Source organism: Paenibacillus naphthalenovorans, assembly GCF_001465255.1.
GTDB classification, from domain to species: domain Bacteria; phylum Bacillota; class Bacilli; order Paenibacillales; family NBRC-103111; genus Paenibacillus_G; species Paenibacillus_G naphthalenovorans.
The window spans coordinates 939,655-965,763 of the sequence record NZ_CP013652.1 but is presented as its reverse complement, the minus strand read 5'-3'; the positions used below and the strand labels follow the sequence as shown (position 1 = coordinate 965,763).

The 26,109-nt window shown below is 50.6% G+C and carries 27 protein-coding genes and 1 other RNA gene; 2 read left to right on the top strand and 26 right to left on the bottom strand.

All coding sequences use genetic code 11. The features are described from left to right. Positions 1–33: 33 nt before the first annotated feature. On the bottom strand, positions 34–534 hold the full coding sequence (locus IJ22_RS04605) for a YpuI family protein (RefSeq protein ID WP_062407587.1): 501 nt from the start codon (positions 532–534) through the stop codon (positions 34–36). 217 nt (positions 535–751) lie between these two features. Between IJ22_RS04605 and IJ22_RS04600 the strand changes: the two genes are divergently transcribed. Continuing rightward, a complete protein-coding gene (locus IJ22_RS04600) occupies positions 752–2,617 on the top strand; it encodes a S8 family peptidase (RefSeq protein ID WP_062407585.1) in 1,866 nt (621 codons plus the stop codon). 78 nt (positions 2,618–2,695) lie between these two features. On the opposite strand, the gene rnpB is transcribed toward IJ22_RS04600, so the two are convergent. The 25 genes from rnpB to IJ22_RS04480 all read right to left on the bottom strand — a co-directional run bounded on the left by rnpB (position 2,696) and on the right by IJ22_RS04480 (position 23,870). Then, an RNA gene (rnpB, locus tag IJ22_RS04595) (RNase P RNA component class A) lies at positions 2,696–3,106 on the bottom strand. Positions 3,107–3,179: 73 nt separating this feature from the next. After that, positions 3,180–4,295, bottom strand: a complete 1,116-nt coding sequence (locus tag IJ22_RS04590) for a Nif3-like dinuclear metal center hexameric protein (protein ID WP_062407583.1) — start codon at positions 4,293–4,295, stop codon at positions 3,180–3,182. Further along, entirely contained in the window at positions 4,271–5,035 is a 765-nt protein-coding gene (locus IJ22_RS04585) for a tRNA (adenine(22)-N(1))-methyltransferase (RefSeq protein WP_062407581.1), read from the bottom strand. Before IJ22_RS04585 ends, IJ22_RS04590 begins: the two co-directional genes overlap by 25 nt. Next, positions 5,036–5,878 (bottom strand): hypothetical protein, encoded by an 843-nt coding sequence (locus IJ22_RS04580; protein ID WP_062407578.1) that lies wholly within the window; start codon positions 5,876–5,878, stop codon positions 5,036–5,038. 114 nt (positions 5,879–5,992) lie between these two features. Then, positions 5,993–7,111, bottom strand: coding sequence for an RNA polymerase sigma factor RpoD (gene rpoD, locus IJ22_RS04575; RefSeq protein WP_062410858.1), 1,119 nt, complete (start codon positions 7,109–7,111; stop codon positions 5,993–5,995). Between the two features lie 51 nt (positions 7,112–7,162). Then, a complete protein-coding gene (gene dnaG / locus IJ22_RS04570; RefSeq protein ID WP_062407576.1) occupies positions 7,163–8,998 on the bottom strand; it encodes a DNA primase in 1,836 nt (611 codons plus the stop codon). A gap of 41 nt (positions 8,999–9,039) precedes the next feature. Beyond that, positions 9,040–9,501 (bottom strand): YaiI/YqxD family protein, encoded by a 462-nt coding sequence (locus tag IJ22_RS04565; RefSeq protein ID WP_062407575.1) that lies wholly within the window; start codon positions 9,499–9,501, stop codon positions 9,040–9,042. A gap of 104 nt (positions 9,502–9,605) precedes the next feature. Beyond that, positions 9,606–10,418 (bottom strand): pyruvate, water dikinase regulatory protein, encoded by an 813-nt coding sequence (locus IJ22_RS04560; protein ID WP_062407573.1) that lies wholly within the window; start codon positions 10,416–10,418, stop codon positions 9,606–9,608. 247 nt (positions 10,419–10,665) lie between these two features. After that, positions 10,666–11,412, bottom strand: a complete 747-nt coding sequence (gene recO, locus IJ22_RS04555; protein WP_062407571.1) for a DNA repair protein RecO — start codon at positions 11,410–11,412, stop codon at positions 10,666–10,668. Between the two features lie 53 nt (positions 11,413–11,465). Continuing rightward, on the bottom strand, positions 11,466–11,612 hold the full coding sequence (locus tag IJ22_RS25610; RefSeq protein WP_074726974.1) for a YqzL family protein: 147 nt from the start codon (positions 11,610–11,612) through the stop codon (positions 11,466–11,468). 144 nt (positions 11,613–11,756) lie between these two features. Beyond that, positions 11,757–12,674, bottom strand: a complete 918-nt coding sequence (gene era / locus IJ22_RS04550) for a GTPase Era (protein WP_062407569.1) — start codon at positions 12,672–12,674, stop codon at positions 11,757–11,759. Next, entirely contained in the window at positions 12,674–13,090 is a 417-nt protein-coding gene (locus IJ22_RS04545; protein ID WP_062407567.1) for a cytidine deaminase, read from the bottom strand. The genes era and IJ22_RS04545 overlap by 1 nt, the downstream gene beginning before the upstream one ends. Before the next feature lie 33 nt (positions 13,091–13,123). After that, entirely contained in the window at positions 13,124–13,825 is a 702-nt protein-coding gene (locus tag IJ22_RS04540; protein WP_062407565.1) for a diacylglycerol kinase family protein, read from the bottom strand. After that, entirely contained in the window at positions 13,822–14,352 is a 531-nt protein-coding gene (gene ybeY, locus IJ22_RS04535; protein WP_062407563.1) for an rRNA maturation RNase YbeY, read from the bottom strand. Before ybeY ends, IJ22_RS04540 begins: the two co-directional genes overlap by 4 nt. Further along, positions 14,349–16,613, bottom strand: a complete 2,265-nt coding sequence (locus tag IJ22_RS04530; protein WP_062407561.1) for an HD family phosphohydrolase — start codon at positions 16,611–16,613, stop codon at positions 14,349–14,351. Before IJ22_RS04530 ends, ybeY begins: the two co-directional genes overlap by 4 nt. A 20-nt stretch (positions 16,614–16,633) precedes the next feature. Beyond that, positions 16,634–17,596 carry a PhoH family protein gene (locus IJ22_RS04525; protein WP_062407560.1) on the bottom strand — a complete coding sequence of 321 codons (963 nt, stop codon included), beginning with the start codon at positions 17,594–17,596 and terminating at the stop codon, positions 16,634–16,636. A 65-nt stretch (positions 17,597–17,661) separates the two neighbouring features. Then, positions 17,662–18,843 carry a sporulation protein YqfD gene (yqfD, locus tag IJ22_RS04520; RefSeq protein ID WP_062407558.1) on the bottom strand — a complete coding sequence of 394 codons (1,182 nt, stop codon included), beginning with the start codon at positions 18,841–18,843 and terminating at the stop codon, positions 17,662–17,664. A gap of 21 nt (positions 18,844–18,864) precedes the next feature. Beyond that, positions 18,865–19,143, bottom strand: a complete 279-nt coding sequence (gene yqfC, locus IJ22_RS04515) for a sporulation protein YqfC (RefSeq protein ID WP_054819392.1) — start codon at positions 19,141–19,143, stop codon at positions 18,865–18,867. A gap of 186 nt (positions 19,144–19,329) precedes the next feature. After that, complete coding sequence (locus IJ22_RS04510) at positions 19,330–19,785, bottom strand: hypothetical protein (RefSeq protein WP_062407556.1); 456 nt, start codon at positions 19,783–19,785, stop codon at positions 19,330–19,332. Positions 19,786–19,817: 32 nt separating this feature from the next. Continuing rightward, the gene (gene floA / locus IJ22_RS04505) at positions 19,818–20,810 is read right to left on the bottom strand and encodes a flotillin-like protein FloA (RefSeq protein ID WP_062407554.1); all 993 of its coding nucleotides are present in this window, start codon (positions 20,808–20,810) and stop codon (positions 19,818–19,820) included. Positions 20,811–20,839: 29 nt separating this feature from the next. Further along, a complete protein-coding gene (locus IJ22_RS04500; RefSeq protein WP_235594254.1) occupies positions 20,840–22,228 on the bottom strand; it encodes an NfeD family protein in 1,389 nt (462 codons plus the stop codon). 126 nt (positions 22,229–22,354) lie between these two features. Beyond that, the gene (locus IJ22_RS04495) at positions 22,355–22,798 is read right to left on the bottom strand and encodes a GatB/YqeY domain-containing protein (protein ID WP_054820180.1); all 444 of its coding nucleotides are present in this window, start codon (positions 22,796–22,798) and stop codon (positions 22,355–22,357) included. Between the two features lie 12 nt (positions 22,799–22,810). After that, positions 22,811–22,984 carry a 30S ribosomal protein S21 gene (gene rpsU / locus IJ22_RS04490; protein ID WP_010491812.1) on the bottom strand — a complete coding sequence of 58 codons (174 nt, stop codon included), beginning with the start codon at positions 22,982–22,984 and terminating at the stop codon, positions 22,811–22,813. 129 nt (positions 22,985–23,113) lie between these two features. Further along, the gene (locus tag IJ22_RS04485; RefSeq protein ID WP_062407552.1) at positions 23,114–23,458 is read right to left on the bottom strand and encodes a histidine triad nucleotide-binding protein; all 345 of its coding nucleotides are present in this window, start codon (positions 23,456–23,458) and stop codon (positions 23,114–23,116) included. A 118-nt stretch (positions 23,459–23,576) separates the two neighbouring features. Continuing rightward, positions 23,577–23,870: an MCP four helix bundle domain-containing protein gene (locus tag IJ22_RS04480; RefSeq protein WP_062407551.1), complete on the bottom strand. Its 294-nt coding sequence runs from the start codon at positions 23,868–23,870 to the stop codon at positions 23,577–23,579. 295 nt (positions 23,871–24,165) lie between these two features. Between IJ22_RS04480 and IJ22_RS04475 the strand changes: the two genes are divergently transcribed. Continuing rightward, on the top strand, positions 24,166–26,088 hold the full coding sequence (locus IJ22_RS04475) for an FAD-dependent oxidoreductase (RefSeq protein WP_062407549.1): 1,923 nt from the start codon (positions 24,166–24,168) through the stop codon (positions 26,086–26,088). Positions 26,089–26,109: the final 21 nt, after the last annotated feature.

Here is a 26,109-nt window from a genome sequence, read left to right as displayed (position 1 = left end):
TCTTCTTTATCATTATATTCCAAGCGGACTTTATTATACTTTCTCGCCCTGCATCCGCTTTTGCGTGATATAGTCAGTTTCGTAGTAAGCCAGTTCATCGCGGAGCGTTTCGAAAATTTTCGAAAGCTCAATCGTCAAATCCCTTACTTCGCGGGACGGCTTTTTGCGGAAACGGATGGCATCCTGTCCGGTATAAGCATATCTGCCGTCCTCGGAGTAGCATTCATTTTTGGGATAAAAGAAATTGTTTACGCAGCTATGATACACTTCATACAAAACCTTTTCGGCATACTCCACGTTGAAATTGGGACGGCGGAGAGCCACGCCAAGCTTCTCGTAAGACACTTCGGAAAAAACAAGCAGATGTCTAATATCAGATAAATACCCTTTGTAAAATTCTTCCATTGCTTCATCTTTGTCTGTATTTAGCTGCTGCAGAGAGCGTTCATTCAAAAATGTTTCCATTTTTGCAATTGCTTCGCTCAGCTTCGCTCTTGTTGTTTCACAAAGATTTTTAACGTTAAACACTGCCATAGCTTAAATAGACCTCCTCAACTTAAAAAACAACATTGGGTACTTAAAATGACCTTGATCCCATCCTACCATAAATCCCGCATAAAAGTAACATGAAAAAAGTCTAAAAATATAACTTCGCCCATTTCAGAGATTCGTCCCGTTTGGATAACATTGCTGTAATGGCAAACCGGCGATCAAGGGAAAGCTAACGGCAAACATTTAGGAGGCAGCAACTATGTGGAAATACGTGATGTCCGTTCTGCTTGTGATTGCCGGCGTGGCGCTGCTCTTCCCCCGGGGAGAACAGGCGCCCGCACCTGAAACGGTAACCCCCGCAGCCGAGCTGCAAATGAAACAAATGACGCTAAATCAGGACCTTGCCAGAACTGACGAACTCTGCCGCAGTGAATGCAGCATGGTGCTTCACCGTACTGTGCAGGAACTGAGAACCAAGGAAAGCGGTCAAGCGATGGAAACCTTAAAAAAAGTACAAGCCGAGCATCCTCACATGGAACTGCTCGCTTGGACCAAAACACAGCAGCCGTTAGAGCAAAGTGCGGCAGCCGGCGGTTTGCCGGGCACGGTTCGTCCGACGATCGAGCCCTTCCTTAAAAAAGCCAAGCGGCAAGTCGATTCAGGTCAAGCTTATCAGTCAAAAGCGATCCATGCCGACGGAAGCACCTATTTTGTCATCGGCGTTCCTTCCGAAGACGGCTCAGCCGGTCTTGTGGGTGCAGTTCGCCAGCAGATTTTACAGCAAGTGGCCGATCACCAGCTCAAAAACCTGCGGATCGTCGCTTATCCGGGCGAAGGACGCTACAAGATCAAATCAGTGGATGCCAATTCACTCCAGGACGTCCGGGTCGATCATCCTGAAGACAACGAAGGCACCAGCCACTACCATGTCAATCAGGTCGTTGTAAAATTCAAGAAGGAACCGGCGGAAAGCGAGCTTACCCGAATCCGCAAAGATATCGGCGGCAGTCCATTCCGCAAGCTGGGCTCTACTTACGTGTTTGAATCAGGAAATATGGAAGCCAAACAAATGATGGACTATTTCAAGCAATGGAACATCGAATATGCCGAGCCGCATTTTCTTTATTTAACCAACCAAACGGAAATCAATAATCCGGAAACAGAGGCGACGGTGTTCACGCCAAACGATTCGCTTTACCAGCGCTATCAATGGAATTTGCCGCAAATTGAGACCGAAGCCGGCTGGAACATTACCAGAGGCTCTCAGGACGTTGTTGTAGCCGTTGTAGATACCGGTGTCGATATTAATCACCCGGATCTTAGCAAGCAGCTGGTCAGCGGCTATAACGTAGTCAATCCGGAATCCCAGCCCATGGATGATGTCGGCCACGGGACCCATGTAGCCGGAGTCGTCGGAGCGCTGGTCAACAACAACCTGGGGGTCGCCGGAATGAGCTGGTATAACCGGATTATGCCGATCAAGGTGCTGGATAAATCCGGGGCAGGAAGCACCTATGCCGTTGCCCAGGGCATCATATGGGCGACCGATCACGGTGCGAAGGTCATTAACATGAGTCTGGGCAATTATGCCGATTCCCAGTTTCTCCACGATGCCATCAAATATGCATTCGACCGCGACGTCGTACTGATTGCAGCGAGCGGAAACGACAATACGGAGCAGCCCGGCTACCCTGCCGCATACCCGGAAGTGTTCGCGGTTGCCGCAGTGGATGCCCGGAAGTCGAAAGCATCGTTCTCCAATTACGGGGATTATATCGATGCGGCCGCACCAGGCGTCAGCATTGCAAGCACTTATCCGCAAAGCCAATATGCGGCGCTCTCCGGCACTTCCATGGCCAGCCCGCATGTTACCGCCCTGGCTGCATTGATTCGTTCCGTTAACCCCAATCTGAAGAACACCGAGGTTATGCAGCTGATAAGGGACACGGCAACGGACCTCGGGACCTCCGGCAAAGACAAATATTTCGGCCATGGCCTGATCGACGTCGTGGCCGCGCTGCAGGCCGCTAAGCCGACAACCGCCGGCCAGGAAGCGGTGAATGCCCCGAACGAAACGGGCTTGATCGGTTGGCCGGAATGGTTGAGGCGGCTGTTCTATCAATAAACGAAAAAAAAACAAAGAACCGCCTCTTGAAGCGGTTCTTTGCACATATCCAGAAAGCCTTCTATTGCATAATGGCTGAAAGAAAGTTTGCCATAAGCCGGGTTCTGTACTTCCAGTGGTCGTAACGGGAGCCACCCTGCCACCGTTGAAGCGACAATCATCTATCTAGGCCAGACATTGCTGCCTGGCTCAAGCGACCAACCCGAACGCGTCTCGGGCAAAGACTGTCCCTGGCGGGACATGCGTTCCTCTAGGTCTTGCTCCAAATGGGGTTTACCAGGAGCGATGTCACCATAGCTCCTCGTGGTCTCTTACACCACGGTTCCACCCTTGCCTGTGCTTGCGGGTCGCCCCGCTGCCATCGGCGGTCCATTTCTGTGGCACTAGCCTTCAGCTCGCGCTGACTGGACGTTATCCAGCATTCTGCCCTGCGGAGCCCGGACTTTCCTCTCGTGGCATCAAGCCACCAGCGATTGTCTGTCAAACTTTCTTTTGCAATAGATGCCATGAGATAGTATACAAGGAATCTCACCAAAAAACAACTGCCGTATTTTAGAATGATCTACACAAAACGGAACGGTTCTGTATGAATTCGCGAAGCGACGACCGCTGTCGCCCATTTTCTTTCGGCAAGCTTTCGCTGCAGGTATTCGGCAACGCCCTGCTTCATAATTTTCTCTACGTTATGACCGGGATCAATAAGGGCTATGCCGGCGGCCAAAGCATCGTGAGCCGTATGGTAATCGATATCGCCGGTAATCAGAACATCTGCGCCGGCAAACATCGCGTGCTTGACATAACGGCTTCCCGATCCTCCGAGTACGGCGGCTTTGCGGATAACGCGGTCCGGATCTCCGACCACACGCAGCATAGGAACATCAAAGGCCTGCTTCACCTGCTCGCACAGCTCTGCTAGCGTAACCGGCTTGGGCAGCTTGCCTGCCCGCCCCAGACCGAACGTGCGCGTCTTCAGATCGAGAGCATACAAATCGTAGGCCACTTCCTCGTAAGGATGCGTCTTCAGCATGGCTTGGACGACTTTGCGCTCCACGCTTTGCGGCACGATCGTTTCCACACGCACCTCTTTGACTTCCTCGAGCTTTCCGGTCTTACCAATGAACGGGTCTGTACCCTCGCCCGGTTTAAAGGTGCCCGTTCCCTCGATGTTGAAGCTGCAGTGACTGTATTTGCCTATCCCGCCGGCACCCGCGTCGAACATCGCCTGCCTGACCTTCTCCGCATGATCTGCCGGTACAAACACAACCAGCTTCTTCAGCTTATCCGTATGCACTTCATCCAGAGGCTCCGTAACGGTCATCCCGATCGCTTCCGCCATCATATCGTTAATTCCGCCATCCGCCACATCCAGATTCGTATGCGCAATATAAACGGCGATATCATGCTTGATCAGCTTCTCATACAGCCGCCCCGCAGGGGTATCGGTTTGAATATGCGGCAGAGGACGGTAAATAATCGCGTGATGGGCGATGATCAAGTCAGCTCCTTCCCGAATCGCCTCGTCCGCCACCTCTTCGGTGACATCCAACGCAACAAGCACTTTGCGTATATCCTTTTGCAGCGTACCGATTTGCAAACCGATCCTGTCACCCTCTACGGCATATGATTTCGGAGCCAGCTCCTCCATTAGGCCGATCACGGTTTGTCCTTTGGCGTACACAGCTCAAGCACCTCCTTGATTCGTTGCATTTCCCTTTTGATCTCTGCTTCCTTGCTGCGCGATGCTTCCAATTCGGAATGCGACAGCCGCTCGCAAATACGGTTGAGCTTCTCCAACTCGTTAAGCCACTTGTCGATCCAGACCTGCGATGCCTCCCGGAGCAAGAAAGGCCCCATCTGCAGCATGAGCTTCCGATCCGCGATCAGTCCGCCCGGCAGCGTTCGGGATGCGTACAATTCATTGTTGCCATACGGAGCCAGATCTGTGGGGACGGCTGTTAAAATTTCATAGGTTTTGCCGTCCTCCCGCATGATTTTCTCCCCTGTAAGCACCCATTCATGGTCCAACAGCCACTGCCTGACGTTGGCTTCCCCTACATTGGGCTGTAGCACCAGCCGGCGAACACCGGCAAGCTTGCTTATCCCCGCTTCCAGTATGGAGGCGATAAGGGTGCCGCCCATACCTGCGATCGTAATGACGTCCACTTCCCCCGGCGAGATCACCTGCAGTCCGTCACCGAGCCTTACATCGATGATCCCGTCGAGTCCCGCCGACCGGACCTGTTTCAAGGCCGCTTCGAACGGCCCTGCATTCACTTCTCCGGCCACACCGCGGAGGATGGTTCCCTGCTGCGCCAGAAAGGACGGCAGCAGCGCGTGATCGGACCCGATATCCGCCAGGCGGCTGCCGGCCGGAACCTCCTGCGCAATCATTTCCAGTCGTTTTGACAATCGAATCATCTATACAACCCACTCAGTCCATTTTTTTCTCCAAGCAAACAGCAGCCCGGCCTGCGCCAGCAGCTTGCTTAACAACAGCCATTGCACGGTTTGGGAGCCGTATTTTTCAGCATAAAGCATAGCATATAATTCGGGCATATACCAAACAATTAAACTTAGCAGGAAAAAAACCAGCCCGGCCTGACTGTTCTTCTCATGAATTATCCAAGACATCCAGCAGAAGAGAATGGCCAGCGGCATCCAGCTCAGCTGCAGCGTGATCCACGATAGCGTCTCCAGTTGATAGTGCAGCAGCCAGCCATAGCAGAACACCAAACTGACCCAGCCGCATAGCTGGAACAGCGCCAATCTGGCCAAAAGACCGGTCAGGATCCAAACCACGCTGCACAGCGCAACGTAGGCAACGACCGGCACCGAAGCCTGAACACCATGCAGCCTCAGTAAATAAACACCGATAAACAGCAGGAACAATGAAGCCATTCCAATCCATAATTGGGCAGCCATAGGTTCCTTCTCAAGCTTGGAGGAGCCCCATCCATAACAGCCCGCTAAAAAAATAATGGAAATTCCTATTTGCATTGGTAATTCAAAAGCGTTAAAATTAAGAGCAGTAAAAGATAAAGCAATGATCAGCAGCAAACCCAGCATCCAGATTTTCCAATTGCTGTTTCGAATTTTACTTGGGGTGACACCGAATAAGCCGCCCTGTTCCTTCTTATCTTGATCCTGCTGGTGCATATCATAAATATTCAATAAAAAATCACAGTAATGCTCAGGCAGCAGCTTGCTGCGCCGCCAGTGCTCGATCTCACGAACAATCATCTCTTTCTTTTTATCATCCATAGGCCATGTCTCCCCTAAGCCTGCATTTTTTTCATAATTGATTATCGGCCGCAGAATGACAAAAAATTAGACCTAACCGCGCATCCATGCGCAGAAAGGTCCAGGCATACCCTTTTATTCAAGAAAATCTTTCAACCGTTTGCTTCGACTGGGATGACGAAGTTTGCGCAGCGCTTTAGCTTCAATCTGACGAATCCGTTCCCGGGTAACACCGAATACTTTACCGACTTCCTCCAATGTACGAGTACGGCCATCGTCCAAACCGAAGCGCAAGCGAAGCACATTCTCTTCACGCTCTGTCAGAGTGTCGAGCACATCCTCGAGCTGTTCCTTAAGCAGTTCGTAAGCCGCAGCGTCCGCAGGCGCAAGCGCTTCTTGATCTTCAATAAAGTCACCCAAATGGGAGTCGTCTTCTTCGCCAATCGGGGTTTCAAGGGATACCGGCTCCTGAGCGATTTTCATGATCTCCCGTACTTTATCGGTACTTAAGTCCATTTCCTTGGCGATTTCTTCCGGCGTAGGTTCACGACCAAGCTCCTGCAGAAGCTGACGGGATACCCGGATCAGCTTATTGATCGTTTCAACCATATGTACCGGAATCCGGATAGTTCTGGCCTGATCGGCAATGGCGCGGGTAATCGCCTGACGAATCCACCAGGTTGCGTAGGTGCTGAATTTGTAGCCTTTGGTATGATCGAATTTCTCTACCGCTTTAATCAAGCCCATGTTGCCCTCTTGAATCAGGTCAAGGAACAGCATCCCGCGACCGACATAGCGCTTTGCGATGCTGACCACAAGCCGGAGGTTCGCTTCCGCCAAGCGGCGCTTGGCTTCTTCGTCGCCAAGCTCGATGCGTTTCGCTAAATCAACCTCATCCTCAGCAGAGAGCAGCGGAACCCTGCCGATTTCCTTCAAGTACATCCGAACCGGATCGTTGATCTTGATCCCTGGAGGCAGCGACAAATCGTCATCAAAATGAAATTCGTCGTGATCATGCTCCATCGCACCCATGTCATGGTCGTCATCCGCTTCGTTGCCGACATCAATACCCATCTCTTGAAGCTGCTCGAAAAACTCGTCAATTTGCTCCGGATCCTGGTCAAAAGGAGCAAGTTTTTCCATAATTTCTTTGTACGTGATTGCGGAACGCTTCTTTCCATGTTCAATCAGCTGTTCCTTTACTTGTTCCAACGTCAGTTCTGTCTCTATTTCCGTACGTTGATCGTTCGCCATCATACAACTCCCTCCTCCCTAGAATTTCAACCATTCACCGCTTGGTCGGCTTCAGGATGATTTCAACTGCTTTTCTAGGGAAATAATCTCACTGCCCAGCTGCAGTGCTCTAGGGATATCCCCTGAACGTTCTGCTTGCTTCACTTCTTCTTTCTTTAGCTCCAATGACTGCAATAGAGGGTACTTCTTAATTTCCCGGATGTAATCGTCAATAACGGCATCGTTGATCCCGTTGCGGTTGTCTATTAAGGTCAGGGAACTGGCCAGGCTCTCCAATTTGTCATCCTGCAGCATACCTATGAATGTGCCGGCATTCGGCTCATACCCTTGGGCATAGTAGGAATACAAGTATGCGGCCAACGCCGCATGAGCCTCCACATTAAAACCGTCTCCCAACCGGCGCTCAACATAACCGGCTATATCCCGGTCCAGCATCATGACGGCAAGAAGCTGCCGCTCTGCGAATTGATACGCAGGAACCATAGAAGGGATTTCTTTCCGAGGCTTCCCGTTATTCATAACATTATTCCACGGATTGCCGTTATTATCCCCAGATCTTACGTTTTTTTCCGTTTGCAGACGGATTTCGTTCAAATTCTGCTGCAATGCTTCCAATGAATACCGGAATTCGGACGAAAGCTCTCTGAGATAATGTTCCCTCTCAATGGGTGATGACAGTCCTGCAATCAGTTTGAGCGCCTGCTTGATGTACCGGAGCTTTTCTCCATCTTCCTGCAGCCTGTAATTGTTGCGAAAGTAAAGAAGTTTATATTTGATCGACGGTACGGCGGTTTCGATAACTTCCCGTACGAATCGTTCAGAACCATATTTAGCAATATACTCATCCGGATCGAGAGCATCGGGCAGCATGGCGATCCTGACTTGGCAGCCCGCGTTCTCGAGTAAAGGAATGCTTTTGTAGGCGGCGGTTTGCCCCGCCTGATCTCCGTCATAAACGACCGTCACCCGTTCGGCGAGCCGACGAATCGATTCTGCTTGCTCTGAAGTAAGAGCCGTACCCATCGTAGCTACACCATTTTTTATGCCTGCTTCCCATGCTCGAATCACATCCATATACCCTTCGAACAGCACAATCTCCTGAGTTTTGCGAATTTGGGGTCTGGCCAGGTGAAGATTGTAAAGCGTCCGGCTTTTGTGGAAAAGCATAGATTCAGGACTGTTTAAATATTTGGGCTGCACATTGCCCATGGCTCTCCCGCCAAATGCGATAACCTGTCCCTTCCAATCATAAATCGGAAACATGATGCGGTCGCGAAACTTATCCACATAACCGTTTCCGTCATGTTTGGCCGAAAGCAGTCCGCCTTGCTCCATAAGCGGAAGAAAGTACTGTTTCTTGTCCAAAAGGTTGGTCAACGTATCCCACCTTGCAGGCGCGTATCCAAGCCCGAACGTTTCGATCAGCTTGTCATTCATTCCCCGATCCCGTAAATACGCTTTAGCCGCTTTCCCCTGTTCGGTGTTATGAAGGATATACTGATACAGCTTGGCTGCCATCTCATAGCCTTCCAGCAGCTTGGCGCGCTCCGCCTGCTCCTTTGTTTCTTCCTGTGCGTTTTGCAGACCAAAACCGACATCAAGATTGGCTTCGTTCGCCAGCTTGCGAACCGCCTGACCAAAGGACAGACCTTCCACCTCGGAAATAAAACGAATGGCGTTACCCCCCGCTCCGCAACCGAAGCAGTGATAGATTTGCCTTTCCGGCGTAACGGTGAAGGACGGTGTTTTCTCAGAGTGAAAAGGACAGAGACCCTTGAGGTAATGACCCTGCTTTGTCAAGTGAACGTGCCGGCCGACAATTTCCACAATATCGTGGGCTTTGAGGACCGCGTCGATGACATGCTCGGGAATGCGTCCGTTACTCATCCTAATCACCTTCATTCAAATTAACACGTAATTACTATTCGCTACATTCCGGCATTCTCCTGCATGCGAGATAAAACTTTTGTCAAAGTTTGTAGAAATGCTTGGCGATCTTCGTCCGTAAAAGCTTTTGGACCCTTGGTATGCTTTCCCCCCCGCCGCAGCTTTGCCTGTTCATGCCGACGCTCAAGTAAAAACCCTATAGTCCGGTCACTGTACATTTGTCCGCGGTTGGACATCGCTATCGCTCTTCTGCCCAAACCCAGCATCGCAACTCCGAAATCCTGCGTAATCAATACATCTCCCGCCGAGATGCGGTTGGCGATATATAAATCAACGGATTGATCGGAGCGATCCACCTGAACAATCTCCACGCCTTCCGCCGGCTGAAGCAGGTGGTCAAACGAAGCGACCATCAGCACGCCGACCCCGAATTTAGCAGCGGTCTGTACGATTTCCGCTTTCACCGGGCATGCATCGGCATCCACTACAATTTTATACGTCATTATGCACCCACCGGAATGTAACCAGGAATTATGACTGAAGTACTATCGTTAATATTATATACGATGAATTTGCAAAAAATCCTGCTTGAACCCCAAAATGAGGTTTACTTGGAACGATACATATCTATAATGACACTGGCAATCTCTTCCACAGCTTTGTTTGAAACATCGACAACGGTGCAACCAATACGCTTCATGATCTTATCGGCATAATCAAGCTCCGCGCGAATTCGTTCCGTATTGGCGTAAGTGGCGCTGTCGGGAAGACCCAATGTTTTGAGTCTCTCGGTACGAATCACATTCAACTTATCCGGATCGATGCGCAATCCGACAATTTTGCGGTTCGAGACCCTAAACAGCTGTTCCGGCGGCTGGATTTCCGGCACTAGCGGGACATTGGCCACCTTAAACATTTTGTGGGCCAAGTACATCGATAACGGTGTCTTCGACGTTCTCGAAACGCCCACCAGCACGATATCCGCTTGAAGAATACCGCTAAAATCACGGCCGTCATCATACTTAACGGCAAATTCAATCGCTTCGATCTTTTTAAAATAATCTTCGTCGAGCTTATGAATCATGCCCGGCGTATGACTCGCCTGTCGCTTTAAGGATTGCTCGAGCCTACGGATAATCGGCCCGAGTAGGTCGATATAAGGGATCCCGTAACGATCCGCCTGATCGACCAAGTAATCTCTCAACTCCGGAATGACCAGCGTGAACAAAATGATTCCGTTGCGTTCAACCACCGTATGAATCAGCCGATCTACATCCGACGTATCCCGCAGAAACGGAACCCGCCTGATTTCCACCTGCTGCGGATGAAATTGCACTGCCGCCGCGCGGACAACAGCTTCACCCGTCTCTCCTGCCGAGTCCGAAGCGACAAATATTACCGATCTTTCGGTTACCCCCATGAGTCCCCGCCTTTCCGTTCTGTTTCTTTGGATTCATAATAGCGTTTTTTATCTATATATTATTTGCGCTACTATGAACCATTTGCCAAAAAATGTTGTATTAGCTTTCCTCTCACAAAAAAATCCCGCTGTCAAAGCCTGCATATAGGCTCCGTCACGAGAGGTATCAACACGGGTGTATCATATTATAATACCATCGGGTCAAAAAAATGTCAATTCTATGCAAATCTTTTAAAAATCTTAAACACTATATCCCGTATTTATCCATCTGATCCAAAAAGTCGCGCGATTTCAGCCTTATACCCACATGTGTATCGAAGTAATTCCGTATAATCCGCTTCAATAATTGCTTGGTTTGCGGTTTGACATCAATTTGGCCAAGACGCCTGGCATCCAGCTGCATAAACAGCCGAAGCAGCTTGTATACCCCGGATGTCAAACGAATGGCCTCGGGGTCGCGCAGCCGACACCGTTCGCACAGCACTCCGCCCATGCCGATGCTTATCGCGACAGGTTCTGACTTTTCCCTGCACACTACACAGTGTTCAAGCTCCGGGGTATATCCGGCATGCATCAGCATTTTGATTTCATAAAGATGATTAACGATCTGCAAATCCTTGTCTTCCTGAATCGCTTGCAGGCTCGCCTTCAGCTGACCGAATAAAAAAGGCTGCCCTTCCTGATCTCCCATCATTCTGTCCGTGAGCTCCGCAAGGTAGGAAGCGTGGGCGGCCTTGTGCAAATCTTCCCTTATTTTATGAAAGGCTTCAATAATCTCCGCATGATTCAAAGTACCCAACTGGCCGGATTTAAAAAACAAGTAATCTCCGTAGGTAAAAAGCTGGGCGGACGAACCATACCTGCTTTTTACCTTTTTGGCTCCGCGGGCAACAACGCTCATCTTGCCCAGTTCACGCGTAAACAAGGTGATGATTTTGTTACCTTCCCCATAATCCATGCTGCGGATTACAATTCCCTGCACTCTGTACTGCACCGACAGCCTCTCCCCGCGTATTCAAACCGGTAACCGGAAACGGACCGCTCAATTTACTGCATCGTCTCCGGAGCTTCCGCCGCAGACTCCTGCTCCGGCAGTTCCGGCTCCTCTCCGGGCTGAATCTGATATTCCTTATAAAGCAGGTAAGCATCCACATCTCCAGTGATCGAAAAATACTTCCACGAAAAATCTCTCATGGTACATCCTCCCCTTGGCAGCGTGATTACAATACCTGTTGCTGGGATTAGGATGGATCGATTCGGACAGAAGTATGCTGAACAAAAACTGGAATGTATGATTTGCATTAAACGCTGCAGAATTCTTTGAAAACAAGCAAGAGCCTATTCGTGGCGGAAACCGAGATCCCGCAGTACCCGCTCCTGGTTGCGCCAGTCTTTCTTTACCTTTACCCAAAGCTCAAGGAAGGTTTTGGATCCCAGCAGCGCTTCGATGTCAGCGCGGGCTTTTTGGCCCACCTCTTTGAGCAGCGCACCTTTTTTTCCGATAATAATTCCCTTTTGTGAATCCCGTTCGACATAAATCACGGCGGAAATATGCACAACGCCATTTTCTTCCAACTTCATATCTTCTATCGACACAGCGATCGAATGCGGAACCTCCTCCCGCGTCAAGTGTAATATTTTTTCCCGGATCAGCTCCGCGCAAACAAACTGTTCCGGGTGGTCCGTGACTTGATCCGCGGGATAATACTGTGGTCCTTCCGGCAAATACTTGATTACCTGATCGAGCAGCGTGCTCACATTATTTCCATGCATGGCTGAGATCGGTACAATCTCGGCAAAGGGATACAAGTCCTTATATGTGGTAATGACCGGCAGCAGAGCTTCAGGGTGGACTTGATCGATCTTATTCATGACCAGCAGCACCGGCGTCTTTACTTTCTTCAACTGCTCGATAATGTATCGATCCCCTCCGCCGAGACCTTCTGCGACATCGACCAAAAACAAAATGGCATCGACTTCGCTAAGGGCGCTTTCCGCTGCTTTCACCATGTAGTCCCCCAACTTCGACTGCGATTTATGAATACCCGGCGTATCCAAAAAGACGATCTGGGCTTCATCAGTCGTATACACCCCATGAATCTTGTTCCGGGTGGTTTGCGGTTTATCGGACATAATGGCGATTTTCTGGCCGATGACCTGATTCATGAGCGTGGATTTGCCGACATTCGGCCTGCCGATGATGGCGACAAAACCGGATTTAAACTTGGGTTGCTTTTCTTTATCGGAATAAGACATCAGTCAGTGGTTCCTCCGTCCAAATCATATGATGTAAATGCGCCCGGGAGCAGCGCGCCAACCGTCGTTACATTGATATCCCCGCGCAAATTGGCAAGGTACACCGGCATATCCGGACGGCACAGCTCTACGAGCACTTGACGGCATACGCCGCAAGGAGCGATCGGCTGTTCCGTATCGCCGATGACAGCCATCGCCAGGAAAGTGCCGGGGAGCTCCCCGTCCGCAATGGCACGAAACAAAGCCGTACGCTCGGCACAGTTCGTCGGTCCGTAGGCGGCGTTCTCAATGTTGCATCCGAGATGCACCCTCCCTTTGGCGTCCAGCAGCGCACTGCCCACTTTAAACTGCGAATAAGGAGCGTAAGCTTTCTCCCGTGCTTCTTTAGCTTGAGCGATCAATTCGGTTTTATCCATGCGAAGCACTCCTTTACGGGCAGAGATCGCCCATTATATAGAAAACAGGTAAAAAGACAATATTGTAATAAAGCTTCCGAGCAGCGCACCGAGAATCAGCGAACCGAAGCTTCGCTTCCGTTTGTCGTACAGGGCCAGCAAAAGCACGCCGGCGAGTAAAAATCCGAGCAGCACCGCCAGTGTGTCCTGCACTCTGACGGCAATCAAGCTGGCGATGGCAAATGCAACCGATGTCAGGAGGCTCGGTTTGACCCAAACTCCTTTATCCGAGAAGCGGGTCTGCGCTACGATCGCCGTAAGGACAACCAGAGCAAGCAAGATCCACACGCTGGCTACGGTCAAAGCATGCCCTTCCGCCGCGCGGGCCGTCCGCAATAACCGGTCCAATGGCTCGTAGAACACAATCATGCCTGTAACAGCGGCAAAAGCTGCAGTCACCAATACGGAGGCTGCAGCTACATCTTTTGCGATTTTGGCTAACGGATGAAGCTCCGGCATAGCCAAATCGACCGTTTTTTCCACGGCGGTATTGATCAGCTCCGTCATGAACATGAGCGTCACGGCCAACAGAATGAACAATATGTCTGTTTTGGAAAGCTTAAAAAACAACGCCAGTACTAACGCAGCGAGTCCCGCGAAAAAATGAAATTTCATATTCCGTTGGGTGGCCAGAGCATATTTGATTCCTTCATAAGCGTAACGGAAGCTGCGATGCCATTTGACCGGCTGCTTCACCGCGTTAGACCCGCCTGCTGCAAAATCTGCTCTTGCTTGCCGAACATGACCCGCTCTTCTTCCTCGTCCTGATGGTCGTATCCGATCAAATGAAGGAATCCATGCACGAACAGGAAGCCGATCTCCCGATCGATGGAATGACCATAGTCGGCAGCTTGTTCCACAGCCCGGGGCACCGAGATGATGATATCGCCGAGAGGCTCTTCAAAGCCCTCGTCTTCGTCACCCCTGTTCTTTGCCGGATCGTCCTCAAATGCGTCATCCTCATCTCCGTAGATGATTTCCATTTCCTCGTCGCCCATTTCCTGCATGGAGAATGACAGGACATCGGTCGGTTTATCCAAGCCGCGGTATTGCTTATTCAGCTCCTGTATGGCAGCGTCGTCCGTAAACGTCAGCGCCACTTCGCCGTCCGTCACCTGTTCCAGGGTGCCTGCCAACCGGAGCAGTTCCTCCAGCTTTTCAATCAGGGCATGCGTAATCTCATACTGCTCTTGTTCATTGTTCCATGAAAGCGTAAGGCTCATGGCTTCACCTCATCTGTCTTGTCCGTATTCTTTCTTGCCGAATCCGCCTTTTGAGACGGCATTTCGGTCGGGTATTCGATTCTTGAATGAAAGATGCCCAGCAAAGCTTCGTTCAGCGTCTTGGCAATCTGGTCCAGCTCTTTAATCGTCAAATCGCATTCATTGTATTGTCCGTCATCCAGGCGGCTTTTAATAATTTTACGAACCATCGTATCAATCTGCTCCACGGTCGGGTTACGCAAAGACCGGACGGCGGCTTCCACACAATCGGCAATGCCAACAATCGCTGTTTCCTTCGTCTGCGCATTGGGACCGGGATACCGGTACTCGCTTTCCTCCGGCGGCTTTTCACCCTTCTCTTCCGCCTGCTTCTTCGCCTTGTGATAAAAATATTGCAGCAGCGTTGTACCGTGATGCTGTTCCGCAATATCGCGAATCGGCTTAGGGATGTTATATTCCTTCAGCATTTCGACGCCGTCCCGGGCATGCGCTACGATAATTGATTTACTGAGCGCAGGATCGATTTTGTCGTGCGGATTTTCAATGTTCGTCTGATTCTCGATAAAGTAACTCGGACGCTTGGTCTTGCCGATATCGTGATAATAGGCTCCCACCCGGCAGAGCAAACCATCCGCTCCGATCGCCTCCGCCGCAGCTTCGGACAGATTGCCGACCATAACACTGTGGTGATAGGTTCCCGGCGTCTCGGTAAGCAGCTTCCGCAGCAGCGGGTGATTCGGGTTCGACAGCTCCACGAGCTTCAACGGCGACAGAATGCCGAACGCCATTTCAAAGAACGGAAGCAGGCCGATGACGAGAACCGCCGTTAACAAGCCCCCGCCAACCACAAAAGAAGCAGCAAAAAGCGCGTCTTTTTGCGTGATATCATCATCCAGCATCAGCAGCGACGCAACAAGCACAAGACCGAATAACGAGACCATGAAGCCCGCCCTCAGGATTGAGGAACGCCGGCTGGCTCTTTGGATGGAGAAAATCGCGGCAAAGGAGCAGGTCAGCGTCAGCAAGCCATATTTGAAATCGAACGGAAACAGCTGATCCGAGTTAAAGACGACGCTGGCGATGACACTGAACAGGACCGACGAGATAAAGGCTAGCTGAGCGTTAAGCAAAATTGTGATCAATATGGCTCCCATCGCGGTCGGCGCCAAATAACCGATAAAAGGGAAGTCCAGGCTTTGCGCCATAGAGAACACTTTCATAAATCCCAGCGTCAGAATGATAATCAAGATCAGCATCAGCAGCTGAACGTTGTTATGCTTTACCGGAAGGGTGCTTTGGCGGACATACATGAAAAGGACGAGGCAGCATAAAATAACAAATAATAGAAGCCCTATATTCGGCCATGAGCTGGTATCATCCTTAAGCAATTCAAGCTCGGCAAGACGGTTGTATACTTCCTCCGTAATTTTTTCACCCTTGGATACCAGTACCTCATTTTTGTTTATATATATTTCCTTTACGTTATCGCGCGCGTGGGCCCTGGCCTCTTCTGTCCCCTTCTGGTCGTAAAATTTATTGGGCGTCAGTGCAGCCCGGACAAGCTCCTGCACCAGTTCGCGCGTCAGGCTCTTCGTTAAGGTCGAAGCGTTCACCAGCTCAGGAACCTTTACGCGGGCCGCCTGCGCATCCAAAATCTGATCGTTCATCAGCTTGCTTACGATCTCTTTGGCTACAGGCTCCATCGCAGTCAGATCCTCTGCGGACAACCTTGGAATTTTATAAAACGCTTCCTCCGGTATCCGATACTGCTGCTCACGGAAGCTCTTGTTCATCTCCGTAAACAACTGGTCGCTGTATTGACCGCTGTTCATATAGTTCATTAATTGGCGATCAAGATGGTCCTGGATCAAGGTTGGAATGACCGTCTTATAAATGCTGACCTTATCCGTCTGGGACACATCCGTATCACTGTTGATCTGCTGCAGCTTTTCAAAAATCGCTCCTACGACAAGTTCGTTTCTGAGCGGCACAATGGTGTAGACCGGCTGCACGCGCTGTGCGGCTTCTTCTCTTGCTTGTTCGGTGGCTGCGTTGTTCTTGATTGCTCTGGTTGCGAGAATATCTTTCTCCGCAATGGAATTTAATGTAATATCATAGGTTTGAGGCACGACTTGATGGAACATCGTTAAATAAAACACAAGCGCAAGCAAGACAAACAGAAGAAAGCGCACTACGGCGCTGTGTCTCCAACCGGTAAGCCGATATTGAAGTTTGCCTGGAATGGAAACGAGGTTTTTCATGACGAAAGGTCAGCCCTTTCTCAGCCTTCTTTATCCTCATTATAGGCTACGATGATTTTTTGCACCAATGAGTGTCTCACTACGTCCTGTTCATCAAATGAGATAAAGCCGATTTCTTCGATCGACCGCAGAATACGCTGCGCTTCCACAAGCCCGGATGATTTACCCCGAGGCAAATCGATCTGGGTGACGTCACCGGTGATCACCATCTTGGAGCCGAAGCCCAGGCGGGTCAAAAACATCTTCATCTGTTCCGGGGTCGTATTTTGCGCTTCGTCCAATATGATAAACGAATCGTCCAGCGTTCTTCCGCGCATATAAGCGAGCGGTGCGATCTCGATCAATCCGCGCTCCATTGTTTTCACGACCTGCTCAGGACCCAAGACATCATTAAGAGCATCATACAATGGCCGTAAATAAGGGTCAACCTTTTCCTGAAGATCTCCCGGCAAAAAGCCCAGGCTTTCTCCTGCTTCCACCGCAGGACGGGTGAGGACGATCCGCTTGATTTTACCTTCCTTCAGCGCCGCGACGGCAAGAACGACGGCAATATACGTTTTCCCCGTTCCAGCCGGGCCGATACCGAAGACGATATCCTTCTTCCTGATTTCATCCACGTATTGTTTTTGGCCAATGGTTTTTACCCGGATCGGTTTCCCTTTATGCGTAACGGCGATTTCGCCCTTGAACAAATCCAGCAGCTGGTCTGCTTTCATCTCTTTGGCGAGGTCCATCGCATAATTCACATCACGTTCAGTCAACGTGTATTGGTTGCGTATCAGCGTAAGCAGTACGGTGAACAAATGCTCCAAACGAGCCGTTACCTCGACTGAACCCTGCACTACAATTTCTTCTTCACGCGTAAAGATCCGAGCCGGCATTTCCTTTTCAATCAGTTGTAAGAATTTGTCCTGCGGCCCGAACAAGGCGAGTCCTTCGGCCGTATTTTTTAGTGCCACTTTCACGGTTGCTTGGTCTGTCAACAGGTTTTATCTCTCCTCCGGGTTTTCGGAATATTGTACTTCCGAAAACGTCTGCGTCTATAGAGTTATGGCACGATCGGCTGTTCAACAGCAATCGATTCTTCTACTTCAAAAAGTATTTCCATATAAACTTTACCACTCTCCGTCTTTTCATGCAAAATTTTTTCGGATAGAATTCGAGATTCTTTGCCTGCGGCGGCCAAAATTTGCCCTCTGGCCTGCTCGAGTCCGATAGCCGATGCTTCCTTCGGATCAACCTGCCGTTGTTCCAGCCTCACTTCCATGATTTTTTCGCGTAGCCAACCGATCGGAAGCGTATAATTTCGCCAAGTCAGCATTTTTTGTTCGGGCAGCGTTTCATGCTGTTCGAACGGAATTTTGCCGTAACCGCTCATCTGTACACCGCGGCTGCCGATAACGAGAAAGGAACGAGTTTTGCTTTCTCCCGTGTACGTTTTGTACTGCCAGACAAGCGGTACCTCGACAGCAGGCTTGTACCATACCAGCCCCTTTACCTTGCCCTGGGCGACAACCGTTTGCTGATGCGCCTCATCCCCCAGAATACCGGAGATCAGAATATCTCCTTTGCGCACATAAGCATTGGGCTTCACGACGGGTTTGCCTTTTTCCGCAAATATTTCGGTGACCATCGCATTTTTGGACGCGACCAGATGACGCGGGCTGAGCAGCTGCGGCGTCTCAGGAATCGTAGCCTCAACAATTTTAATGATCACATGGGTGCCTCGGACCTCCACCCCGACCCAAGCGATGCCAGGCAGTTGGCTCAGCAGCGATCTGGACAGCGCCTCCGGCTCTTTCAGCCTGAATTTCCACTGCAGCTTATGGATTCCTTCCCGCTCTGCCGCCTGCAAAATCTTTTCGGTTTCAATCGTTTCATTGCCTTCTACCCGAATCTGCCATACGACGGAAGAAAGCAGATAGATGCCGATAAAGAAGCCGAGCAGCCCTAAAGCAAAAAACTTGCGCTTCTCCAGCTTGTCCAGCCAAAAAGGCAGCCCATGCCTTTCCTTGATTCGGATCCGGGAGCCTGTCTCTTTCAACAGCGGCCTAAGCCTGAAGAAGTCGGGAATCGTTACGAACATCTTGGCCTGCTGCTCCGCCGAATAATGAATGTCCCAGACGGACATTTGCATGACCGCCATGCGATTGATCAGTTCTTCCAACTGCCGGCCTCTTACTTCGATCAAAACATAACCGCGCAGTCGATGGATAAACGATGATTTCACGGTCGACTTCCCCTTTCCAGGCTATGGAATGTATTTGATATCTCGAATGACGCCTTCAATAAACACTTCCTCCGACAAGATCGCCCGGATAACAAGCTGTGATCCGTATACCTCAATCCGGCCTTTCGTCAAAGCCAGCGTAAGCAAGTCGCTTGAGAAATGCAGAACACCCCGGTGATTCTCAATGTACAGCTGTACGTTTCCGATCATCGTCATGCGGGGCAAGTCCATCACCACGTCCTGAGGCAGGTCGAGCAGTTTGGCGGTCCATTGATTGAATCTGCGTGTCAATCTGCGCATACGTTACCTCCTCCGTAAGCTGCCCTTCGGGCATCCAAAAGCCAGAACACGGCTAATTACACCATATGCCCGGGATTTGAAAATATGCCCGTTAAACTGGCTTATCGCTCCCGGATATCGTCCACCGCCAACAAAAAAGCACCGTACCGCTGATCAACAGATCAGTGATACGGTGCTTCTTGAGCTTCACCGCCGATAAGGACGTTTGGCTCGCGACGGACCCAAAATCTCGGCCCACAGCACGCCGCGCGCCAAATCTTCAGACGTAGCACGGAATGAGGCCTTCACGGGACTTTGCACCGGTACGGAAGACCCCGGGAACCCGGATGCCGGCGTTCGCTGCGCAGGTCTGGGCCGCGGAGCTTGAGCTCTGGCAGGCTCCTGACGGGGTTCCGGAGCAGCAGCCGCTCTGGCCTCCGGAGCCGGAACAGCCTTGGGCTCCTGCCGCCCTTGAACGTGTTTAGCCCGGCCGGGCCCGTCCCCGCCGAACGGAGGCATACCCTGGGGAACCGGCCTCGCAGGCCGGCCCGGCTGATCCTTTGGTTCATCCCCGCCCCGTTTGGTTTTCATAAACGTGCTTAGTCCAATATAAATAATCACCAGAATGAACCAGTTGTCGAGAATGAATTCGATTAAACCCACGATTATATCCCGCCTTTCCGAACGGAAGACGCTTAAGCATCCCCGCTGTTCTTATCCGGGTTGTTCATTTTTCCAAGACCGGCGCGCATTTGGGTATCGGCTTCGATGTTTTTCAGGTTCATATAATCCATCACGCCGATCTTGCCTTCGCGAAGCGCATCGGCCATCGCCTGAGGAACCTGAGATTCGGCTTCAACCACTTTAGCCTTCATCTCGACGACGCGCGCGTTCATTTCCTGCTCCAAAGCAACGGCCATCGCTCGGCGCTCTTCCGCTTTGGCTTGCGCGATCTGCTTGTCGGCTTCCGCCTGCTCCGTTTGCAGCTGGGCGCCAATGTTTTTGCCCACGTCCACATCGGCAATATCGATGGATAAAATCTCAAAAGCCGTACCGGCATCCAACCCTTTGCCCAATACCGTACGCGAAATCAAATCCGGGTTTTCAAGCACGTCCTTATGCGAATTGCTGGAACCGACTGTAGTAACGATCCCCTCACCTACGCGGGCGATGATCGTCTCTTCCCCGGCTCCCCCGACAAGCCGGTCGATGTTGGCCCTAACCGTTACTCTTGCAATAACCTTCACTTCAATACCGTCTTTGGCTACGGCGGAAACCGTAGGCGTTTCAATCACACGCGGGTTGACGCTCATTTGTACCGCCTGCAGGACATCCCGGCCCGCCAGATCAATCGCAGCCGCCCGTGCAAACTCCAAATGAATGTTGGCGCGGTGCGCCGCAATAAGCGCATTCACGACGCGATCTACGTTACCGCCCGCCAAGAAGTGGCTCTCCAGCTGATTAATCGTTAAATCCAAACCGGCTTTGGTCGCTTTAATCATCGGGTTGACGATCCGGCTCGGAATAACGCGGCGAAGGCGCATGGCCACAAGCGTAATAATGCCGATCCGCACGCCGGAAGCGAGTGCCGAAATCCACAGCATCACCGGGACAAAGGTGAAAAACACCGACAGCACGATGATCGCAACCGCCGCAAGCAATAAGAACGTAATCAGGGTAGTATCCATACAAGCACCATCCTATCTCCAATTTTCAATCATTCTTTCATCTCTTTAACAACGATTCGCGAACCGTCGACCTGAACGACCTTGACTGTCCGTCCGGCCGGAATAAAATCGCCCGACGTGACCACGTCCACACGCTCCTCGCCGAAAACCGCCGTTCCGGCAGGCCGCAGCGGCGTAAGCGCATGACCGGTTTGGCCAAGCAATTCCTTGCGGGACGAAGCGGAAACGTATCCTTCCTCCGCAGTCAGCTTCTCACTCAGGATGAACCGGTTCCAAACGCCCCGGTGCCTGAATATCCGGATCACAATGACCACAATCACAACCGCCAATACAAAAGCGATCCCAAGGCTCCACGCGGCCATTTGCTTATTATAGGCAGACAAAACCACTCCGCTGAACAAACAGAGCGCTCCAAGGATGCCCAGAATGCCAAAGCTTGAAACGAAAATTTCCAGAAAAAGCAAAATGATGCCGGCCACAAACAGAGCGATATCCTCAGCCCCTGCGAAACCCGCGATGTAATGGCCGAAAAAGTACAATCCGAAGCCGAGCACTCCCAAAATACCAGGAAGACCAAACCCCGGTACGAAAATCTCGACCGCAACCCCAGCAATGCCGATCAGCAGCAGCAGAGTGGCCACCCACGGCTCGGTCACAAAGCGGGCTATTCTTTCAGCCACAGTAAGCTCCATCGTAATCAGCGGATGATTCTCTCCGCCGATAAACTTGACGACCTCATCCAGACTTGCTGCAATGGTTTCCGCATATCCGACCTTTAACGCTTCCTGTGAAGTCAAAGTAACGATTTCGCCCTTCGGCACGATCCTGCCGATTTCGGGCATTGTCACGCCGACATTCTTATCTACCATCGCTTCGGCAATTTGCGAATTGCGCCCGCGCATTTCGGCCGCGCCTTTCATGAGTCCGGACCAGGTAGAGATGGCTTTCGTATCCTCAATCTCGTTACCGGTAATATCGACAATCGCCGCCGCTCCGATCGAGCTGCCCGGTTCCATAGCAATCTGCTCCGCATTTAACGCGATATAACTGCCGGCCGAGATCGCCTTGCCTCGTATATAAGCGATGGTCGGAACAGGGCTATTCTTGATCAGCTGGCCGATTTCCTGTGCCGAGTCAATGCGTCCTCCGAACGTGTTGATGTCGAGCACGATATGAAGCGCGTTCATCTCTTCCGCTTCACGGAACGCACGTTCCAGGAAATTGTACAGCCCGTTTTCCACCGTGTGGTGTACCGGAATGACGACAACCGGTGCCGCAAGAGGCTTCGTCTCCGCATGGGCGGTCTTGAAATCCGGCAGGCCCATAAACAGCACCGGCATCATCAGCGTCAACGCCAGCATCAAGGTGACCATTCTTTGCCAAAACTGACTTTTTGATTCACCGGCTCCAACCCGCATGGCTTTACCTCCTTTTCTCTGTTATTGATCAGTCTATCCGGTAATACGCGCCAGGGACGTATTTGATTCATAAAATATCCTAAAATGAAGAAAAACACTCCTGTTACGGAGTGTTCCTCGTTGTTGTTAAGACAATAGCTGTTGGACAAGCTGATTGACAAGCTTGCCGTCAGCCCGCCCTTTTACCTTCGGCATTAATGCGCCCATGACTTTACCCATATCCGCTTTTGAAGAAGCTCCCACTTCCTGGATGGTCTGCTGTACAATGGCTTTTACTTCTTCATCGGATAACTGCTGCGGCATGTACTCCATCAGTACGGCAATCTCTGCCTTCAGGTTTTCCGCCAAATCATCACGACCGGCCTTTTCAAATTCTTGGAGGGAATCTTTGCGCTGTTTGATCTCACGATTCAGGACGTCAAGTACTTCTTGGTCATCTAAGGTTTTACGCTGATCTATCTCGATATTCTTGATAGCTGCACGAACCATACGGATTACGGAGAGTTTAAACTTATCTTGACTCTTCATCGCAAGCTTCATGTCATCGTTTAATCTCTCGCTTAAGCTCATTGATTAAGCCTCCTAGAACTTTCTCTTACGAGCAGCCTCTGACTTCTTCTTGCGCTTTACGCTTGGCTTCTCATAATGCTTGCGTTTTTTAACCTCCGCCAAAACGCCGTCTTTAGCGATAGAACGCTTAAAGCGACGAAGTGCAGCATCTATAGTTTCGTTCTTGCGAACTCGAGTTTCTGACACCAGTTTTCCCTCCCTCCGAACAGACCGTCCAAGACAACTAAAGACATTCGTCAAACTTCATTATAGGCGAAAACAAAACTGGGTGTCAACCTGATCAAAGCAATGGATAAGCAAAGCTTCGGAACCGTATTACCTTGCATTCAGCGCGCCGAGTTTCTCCCCTCCGAGCAGGTGATAGTGGATATGAAAAACGACTTGCCCGCTATCCGGCCCGCAGTTGTTGATCAGCCGATACCCCGTTTCAGCAACCCCCTGCTCCCTGGCGATTTGCTGAGCGGCGGAATGAATTTCCCCAAGCAAATACCAGTCTTCCGACTCCACATCATTCATCGAAGAAATATGTTTCTTGGGAATGATCAGGATATGTACGGGGGCGGCAGGCTGAATATCGTGAAAAGCCACAACATGTTCATTCTCGAACACTTTTTTCGATGGAATGGCGCCCTCGACGATTTTGCAAAAAATGCAGTCCATGGATGTCCACCTCTTTTCGTCCCATGAGTAATTTTACCATTATATCATAACGAATCGGACTTCAAAAATCCAATAGAAAACAACGCTTGTAAACATGTCTTTTTTCATTATTTTAAACTTAATGCTCCATCCATTCCACAACCAGGTCCACCGCTTGCTTAAACCGTTCACGACCGTGATTGGCCAGCGCCTGCTTAGCCTTCTCAAACTCCCCTTCAAGCATCCACTGCGCGATCTGGTCTTTGATGATTGAAAATTGCCTCCAGGCTGCCTTCAGCGCCTCGAAACAGGCTATATCCCGCTCCGTGGGCAGCCCGTTCTCCAGTATCGCAAAGCATTCCGCAAGCTTGCTTTCCTCCACCAGCTTCCGCTCGTGCCAGCAGTATCCTCCGCCCGCTTGCCAGAACTCCATCGCGAGAATGCCAACATCCCTTCGCCCACATTTTAATGTCATATATAATAACATAAAAGGAACATCATTTTAAGTAAAAATACAAAAACACACGTCAAATTACAACGTTTAATCTGTACCATATTTCTTTTTTTGGTTCTTCTTAAAGTAATGTTATTATATTTAACAAATACTGAAGATTGTCTGCAAAGCAACGTTTTGTGCTAAAATATAGACTGGAAGTCTAATTTAATGATAGACCGTGAGTCTAAATTCATTTATAATGGTTTCCAGCACGTTTCGAGGTGGGGATTTCATGAACAAATTCATGCGTGCCGCAACCCGGAAAAAACGCGAATATATGATGGAAGTCGCCTTGAAGCTGTTTATCGAGCACGGTTATGAGAAAGTTTCGGTAGACGATATTATCAGGTCGACAAATACTTCCAAAGGAACGTTTTATCATTATTTTGAAAGCAAGGACGAAATTCTTCTGGAAATTCCGAGGAAGCAGATATCCATCATTCAAGCGTGGGCAAACCGCCCGCCTGCAACGGAGAACGCCTTGGAAAGCCAAATCAACGGACTTCTTATCAGCTTGGCTGAGAATCTGCAGCATTCATCCAAACTCATGCGGAGCTGGATTGCTTTATCGATGCAAAACCATACGCTCAAAGCCGCGTTCGAGGAACAAAACCGCTTGCTGTATGAATGTCTACTGCTCCGGCTGCAGGATTCGCACAAAGCGAGAACGCTGGTGGCGGCCTATCTCGGAACATTAATGCTGTGGTGTTTACAGGATGAAGATGATTTGAAGGAACTTATGCGCCAGCAATTAGCACCGGTTTGGGCCGGAATCCGCGCAAATCAGAAGGCGGATACGTTGTTGGTCGAACCGGATCGGGGAGGGGAACATGTTATGAAGGTGGCTGTCATTGGAGGCGGTCTGGCGGGCTTGACCGCAGCCGCATATTTATCGGAGAGCCCCGGTATCGAGGGGGTCTTATTCGAGCGGAGTCCGCAGCTCGGAGGCAGAGCGTTTACTTATGAAAAGGCGGGCTTTACGTTAAACTACGGGGCACATGCCGTTTATGGCATCGATCGTCATACCTTGTCCGTGATGGAAAAGGAGTTGGGACTTTCCTTCAGCTCCAAGCAGGTCGATAAACGCAGAGTCATGTATGCCAAGAACGGACAGCTGACGCCTGCTCCGCTCGATTTTGTCAATTTGATGAGAACCGAACTGTTGAACCCCATCCAGAAGGTTCGCTTTGTCGGGGAGATTACAGCGATTATCGCTAACATTCACCATGTGCGGAACTACGAGACCCTCGGGGATTATTTGGCTCAATCCGATGCTGACGAGGATGTCAAGGAATTGTGGGAGCATCTCGTATGCTCGAACTTTTTCATTACTCCGGAGGAAGCCAGAAAAGTACCCGGAGCGGTCATTAGCGAGTATTACCATAACCTGTTTCTGTCCGGAAAACCGGTGAATTATGTTTTAGGCAGCTGGGCCGTTATCACAAACCAGCTCAAGCAAAAAATAGAGCTGGGCGGCCGCTGGGAAATCGCCCTTCAGGAAGGCGTGGAAGGCATTCGTTATGCGGATCGCAAATTTTGGCTGCAAACGAAAAAAAGGGAGCTGCCTTTCGATCGCGTCGTTTTCGCCATGCCTGTACAGCAAGTGTGCAAGCTGCTCAAGGCTACGCCATGGGAACCGTTCCTGTCTCCGTACGAGGATAATACCGCGACAGAGGTTATGGTATACGACGTGGGCTTGAAACAGGTTGTGGCCAGGCCGTTCAGTTATATCAGCGATATGGACAATAAGCTGTTTATCAGCGATGTGTCGGCAACCGACCATACGTTGGTTCCCGACGGAGGCCAACTGCTTCAAGGGATCGCTTACCTGAACGACAAATTTGTCGACGAAGCCGAACGCAAAGCTTACCTGGACAATAAGACCAAACAAATGGAAGCCTTGTTCGACAAATATTATCCCGGCTGGCGCGAGGCGACGGAAGTCAAACGCGTATCGAAAAAAGCGATGGTTGCCAGCGTAAAGAATATTTCGGGGAATCGTCTGCTGCCCCATCGCATCGAGAACGTTCCGTTTTATTTCTGCGGCGATGGCTGTGAAGGCAAGGGGGAACTGGCGGAGCGCGCATTCTCAAGTGCTATGCTGGCTGCCAAAGCGATATTGGAAGATCCCGAGCTGAAGAAGATCGGTGCATAGGGATGAATAAGAGGGGCCGTC

Bases quoted from the DNA above. Each gene is read 5' to 3' on its own strand.
- IJ22_RS04545 (WP_062407567.1), bottom strand. From the start codon at position 13,090: ATGGATAAAACCGAATTGATCGCTCAAGCTAAAGAAGCACGGGAGAAA.
- IJ22_RS04530 (WP_062407561.1), bottom strand. From the start codon at position 16,613: ATGAAAAACCTCGTTTCCATTCCAGGCAAACTTCAATATCGGCTTACC.
- IJ22_RS04500 (WP_235594254.1), bottom strand. From the start codon at position 22,228: ATGCGGGTTGGAGCCGGTGAATCAAAAAGTCAGTTTTGGCAAAGAATG.
- IJ22_RS04565 (WP_062407575.1), bottom strand. From the start codon at position 9,501: ATGACGTATAAAATTGTAGTGGATGCCGATGCATGCCCGGTGAAAGCG.
- ybeY (WP_062407563.1), bottom strand. From the start codon at position 14,352: ATGAGCCTTACGCTTTCATGGAACAATGAACAAGAGCAGTATGAGATT.
- IJ22_RS04580 (WP_062407578.1), bottom strand. From the start codon at position 5,878: ATGGATGATAAAAAGAAAGAGATGATTGTTCGTGAGATCGAGCACTGG.
- IJ22_RS04600 (WP_062407585.1), top strand. From the start codon at position 752: ATGTGGAAATACGTGATGTCCGTTCTGCTTGTGATTGCCGGCGTGGCG.
- IJ22_RS04585 (WP_062407581.1), bottom strand. From the start codon at position 5,035: ATGATTCGATTGTCAAAACGACTGGAAATGATTGCGCAGGAGGTTCCG.
- IJ22_RS04495 (WP_054820180.1), bottom strand. From the start codon at position 22,798: ATGAGCTTAAGCGAGAGATTAAACGATGACATGAAGCTTGCGATGAAG.
- rpoD (WP_062410858.1), bottom strand. From the start codon at position 7,111: ATGGCGAACGATCAACGTACGGAAATAGAGACAGAACTGACGTTGGAA.
- IJ22_RS04560 (WP_062407573.1), bottom strand. From the start codon at position 10,418: ATGGGGGTAACCGAAAGATCGGTAATATTTGTCGCTTCGGACTCGGCA.
- era (WP_062407569.1), bottom strand. From the start codon at position 12,674: ATGTCTTATTCCGATAAAGAAAAGCAACCCAAGTTTAAATCCGGTTTT.
- IJ22_RS04605 (WP_062407587.1), bottom strand. From the start codon at position 534: ATGGCAGTGTTTAACGTTAAAAATCTTTGTGAAACAACAAGAGCGAAG.
- IJ22_RS04475 (WP_062407549.1), top strand. From the start codon at position 24,166: ATGAACAAATTCATGCGTGCCGCAACCCGGAAAAAACGCGAATATATG.
- IJ22_RS04480 (WP_062407551.1), bottom strand. From the start codon at position 23,870: ATGGAGTTCTGGCAAGCGGGCGGAGGATACTGCTGGCACGAGCGGAAG.
- IJ22_RS04485 (WP_062407552.1), bottom strand. From the start codon at position 23,458: ATGGACTGCATTTTTTGCAAAATCGTCGAGGGCGCCATTCCATCGAAA.
- dnaG (WP_062407576.1), bottom strand. From the start codon at position 8,998: ATGAGTAACGGACGCATTCCCGAGCATGTCATCGACGCGGTCCTCAAA.
- IJ22_RS25610 (WP_074726974.1), bottom strand. From the start codon at position 11,612: ATGAGAGATTTTTCGTGGAAGTATTTTTCGATCACTGGAGATGTGGAT.
- floA (WP_062407554.1), bottom strand. From the start codon at position 20,810: ATGGATACTACCCTGATTACGTTCTTATTGCTTGCGGCGGTTGCGATC.
- yqfC (WP_054819392.1), bottom strand. From the start codon at position 19,143: ATGCGCAGATTGACACGCAGATTCAATCAATGGACCGCCAAACTGCTC.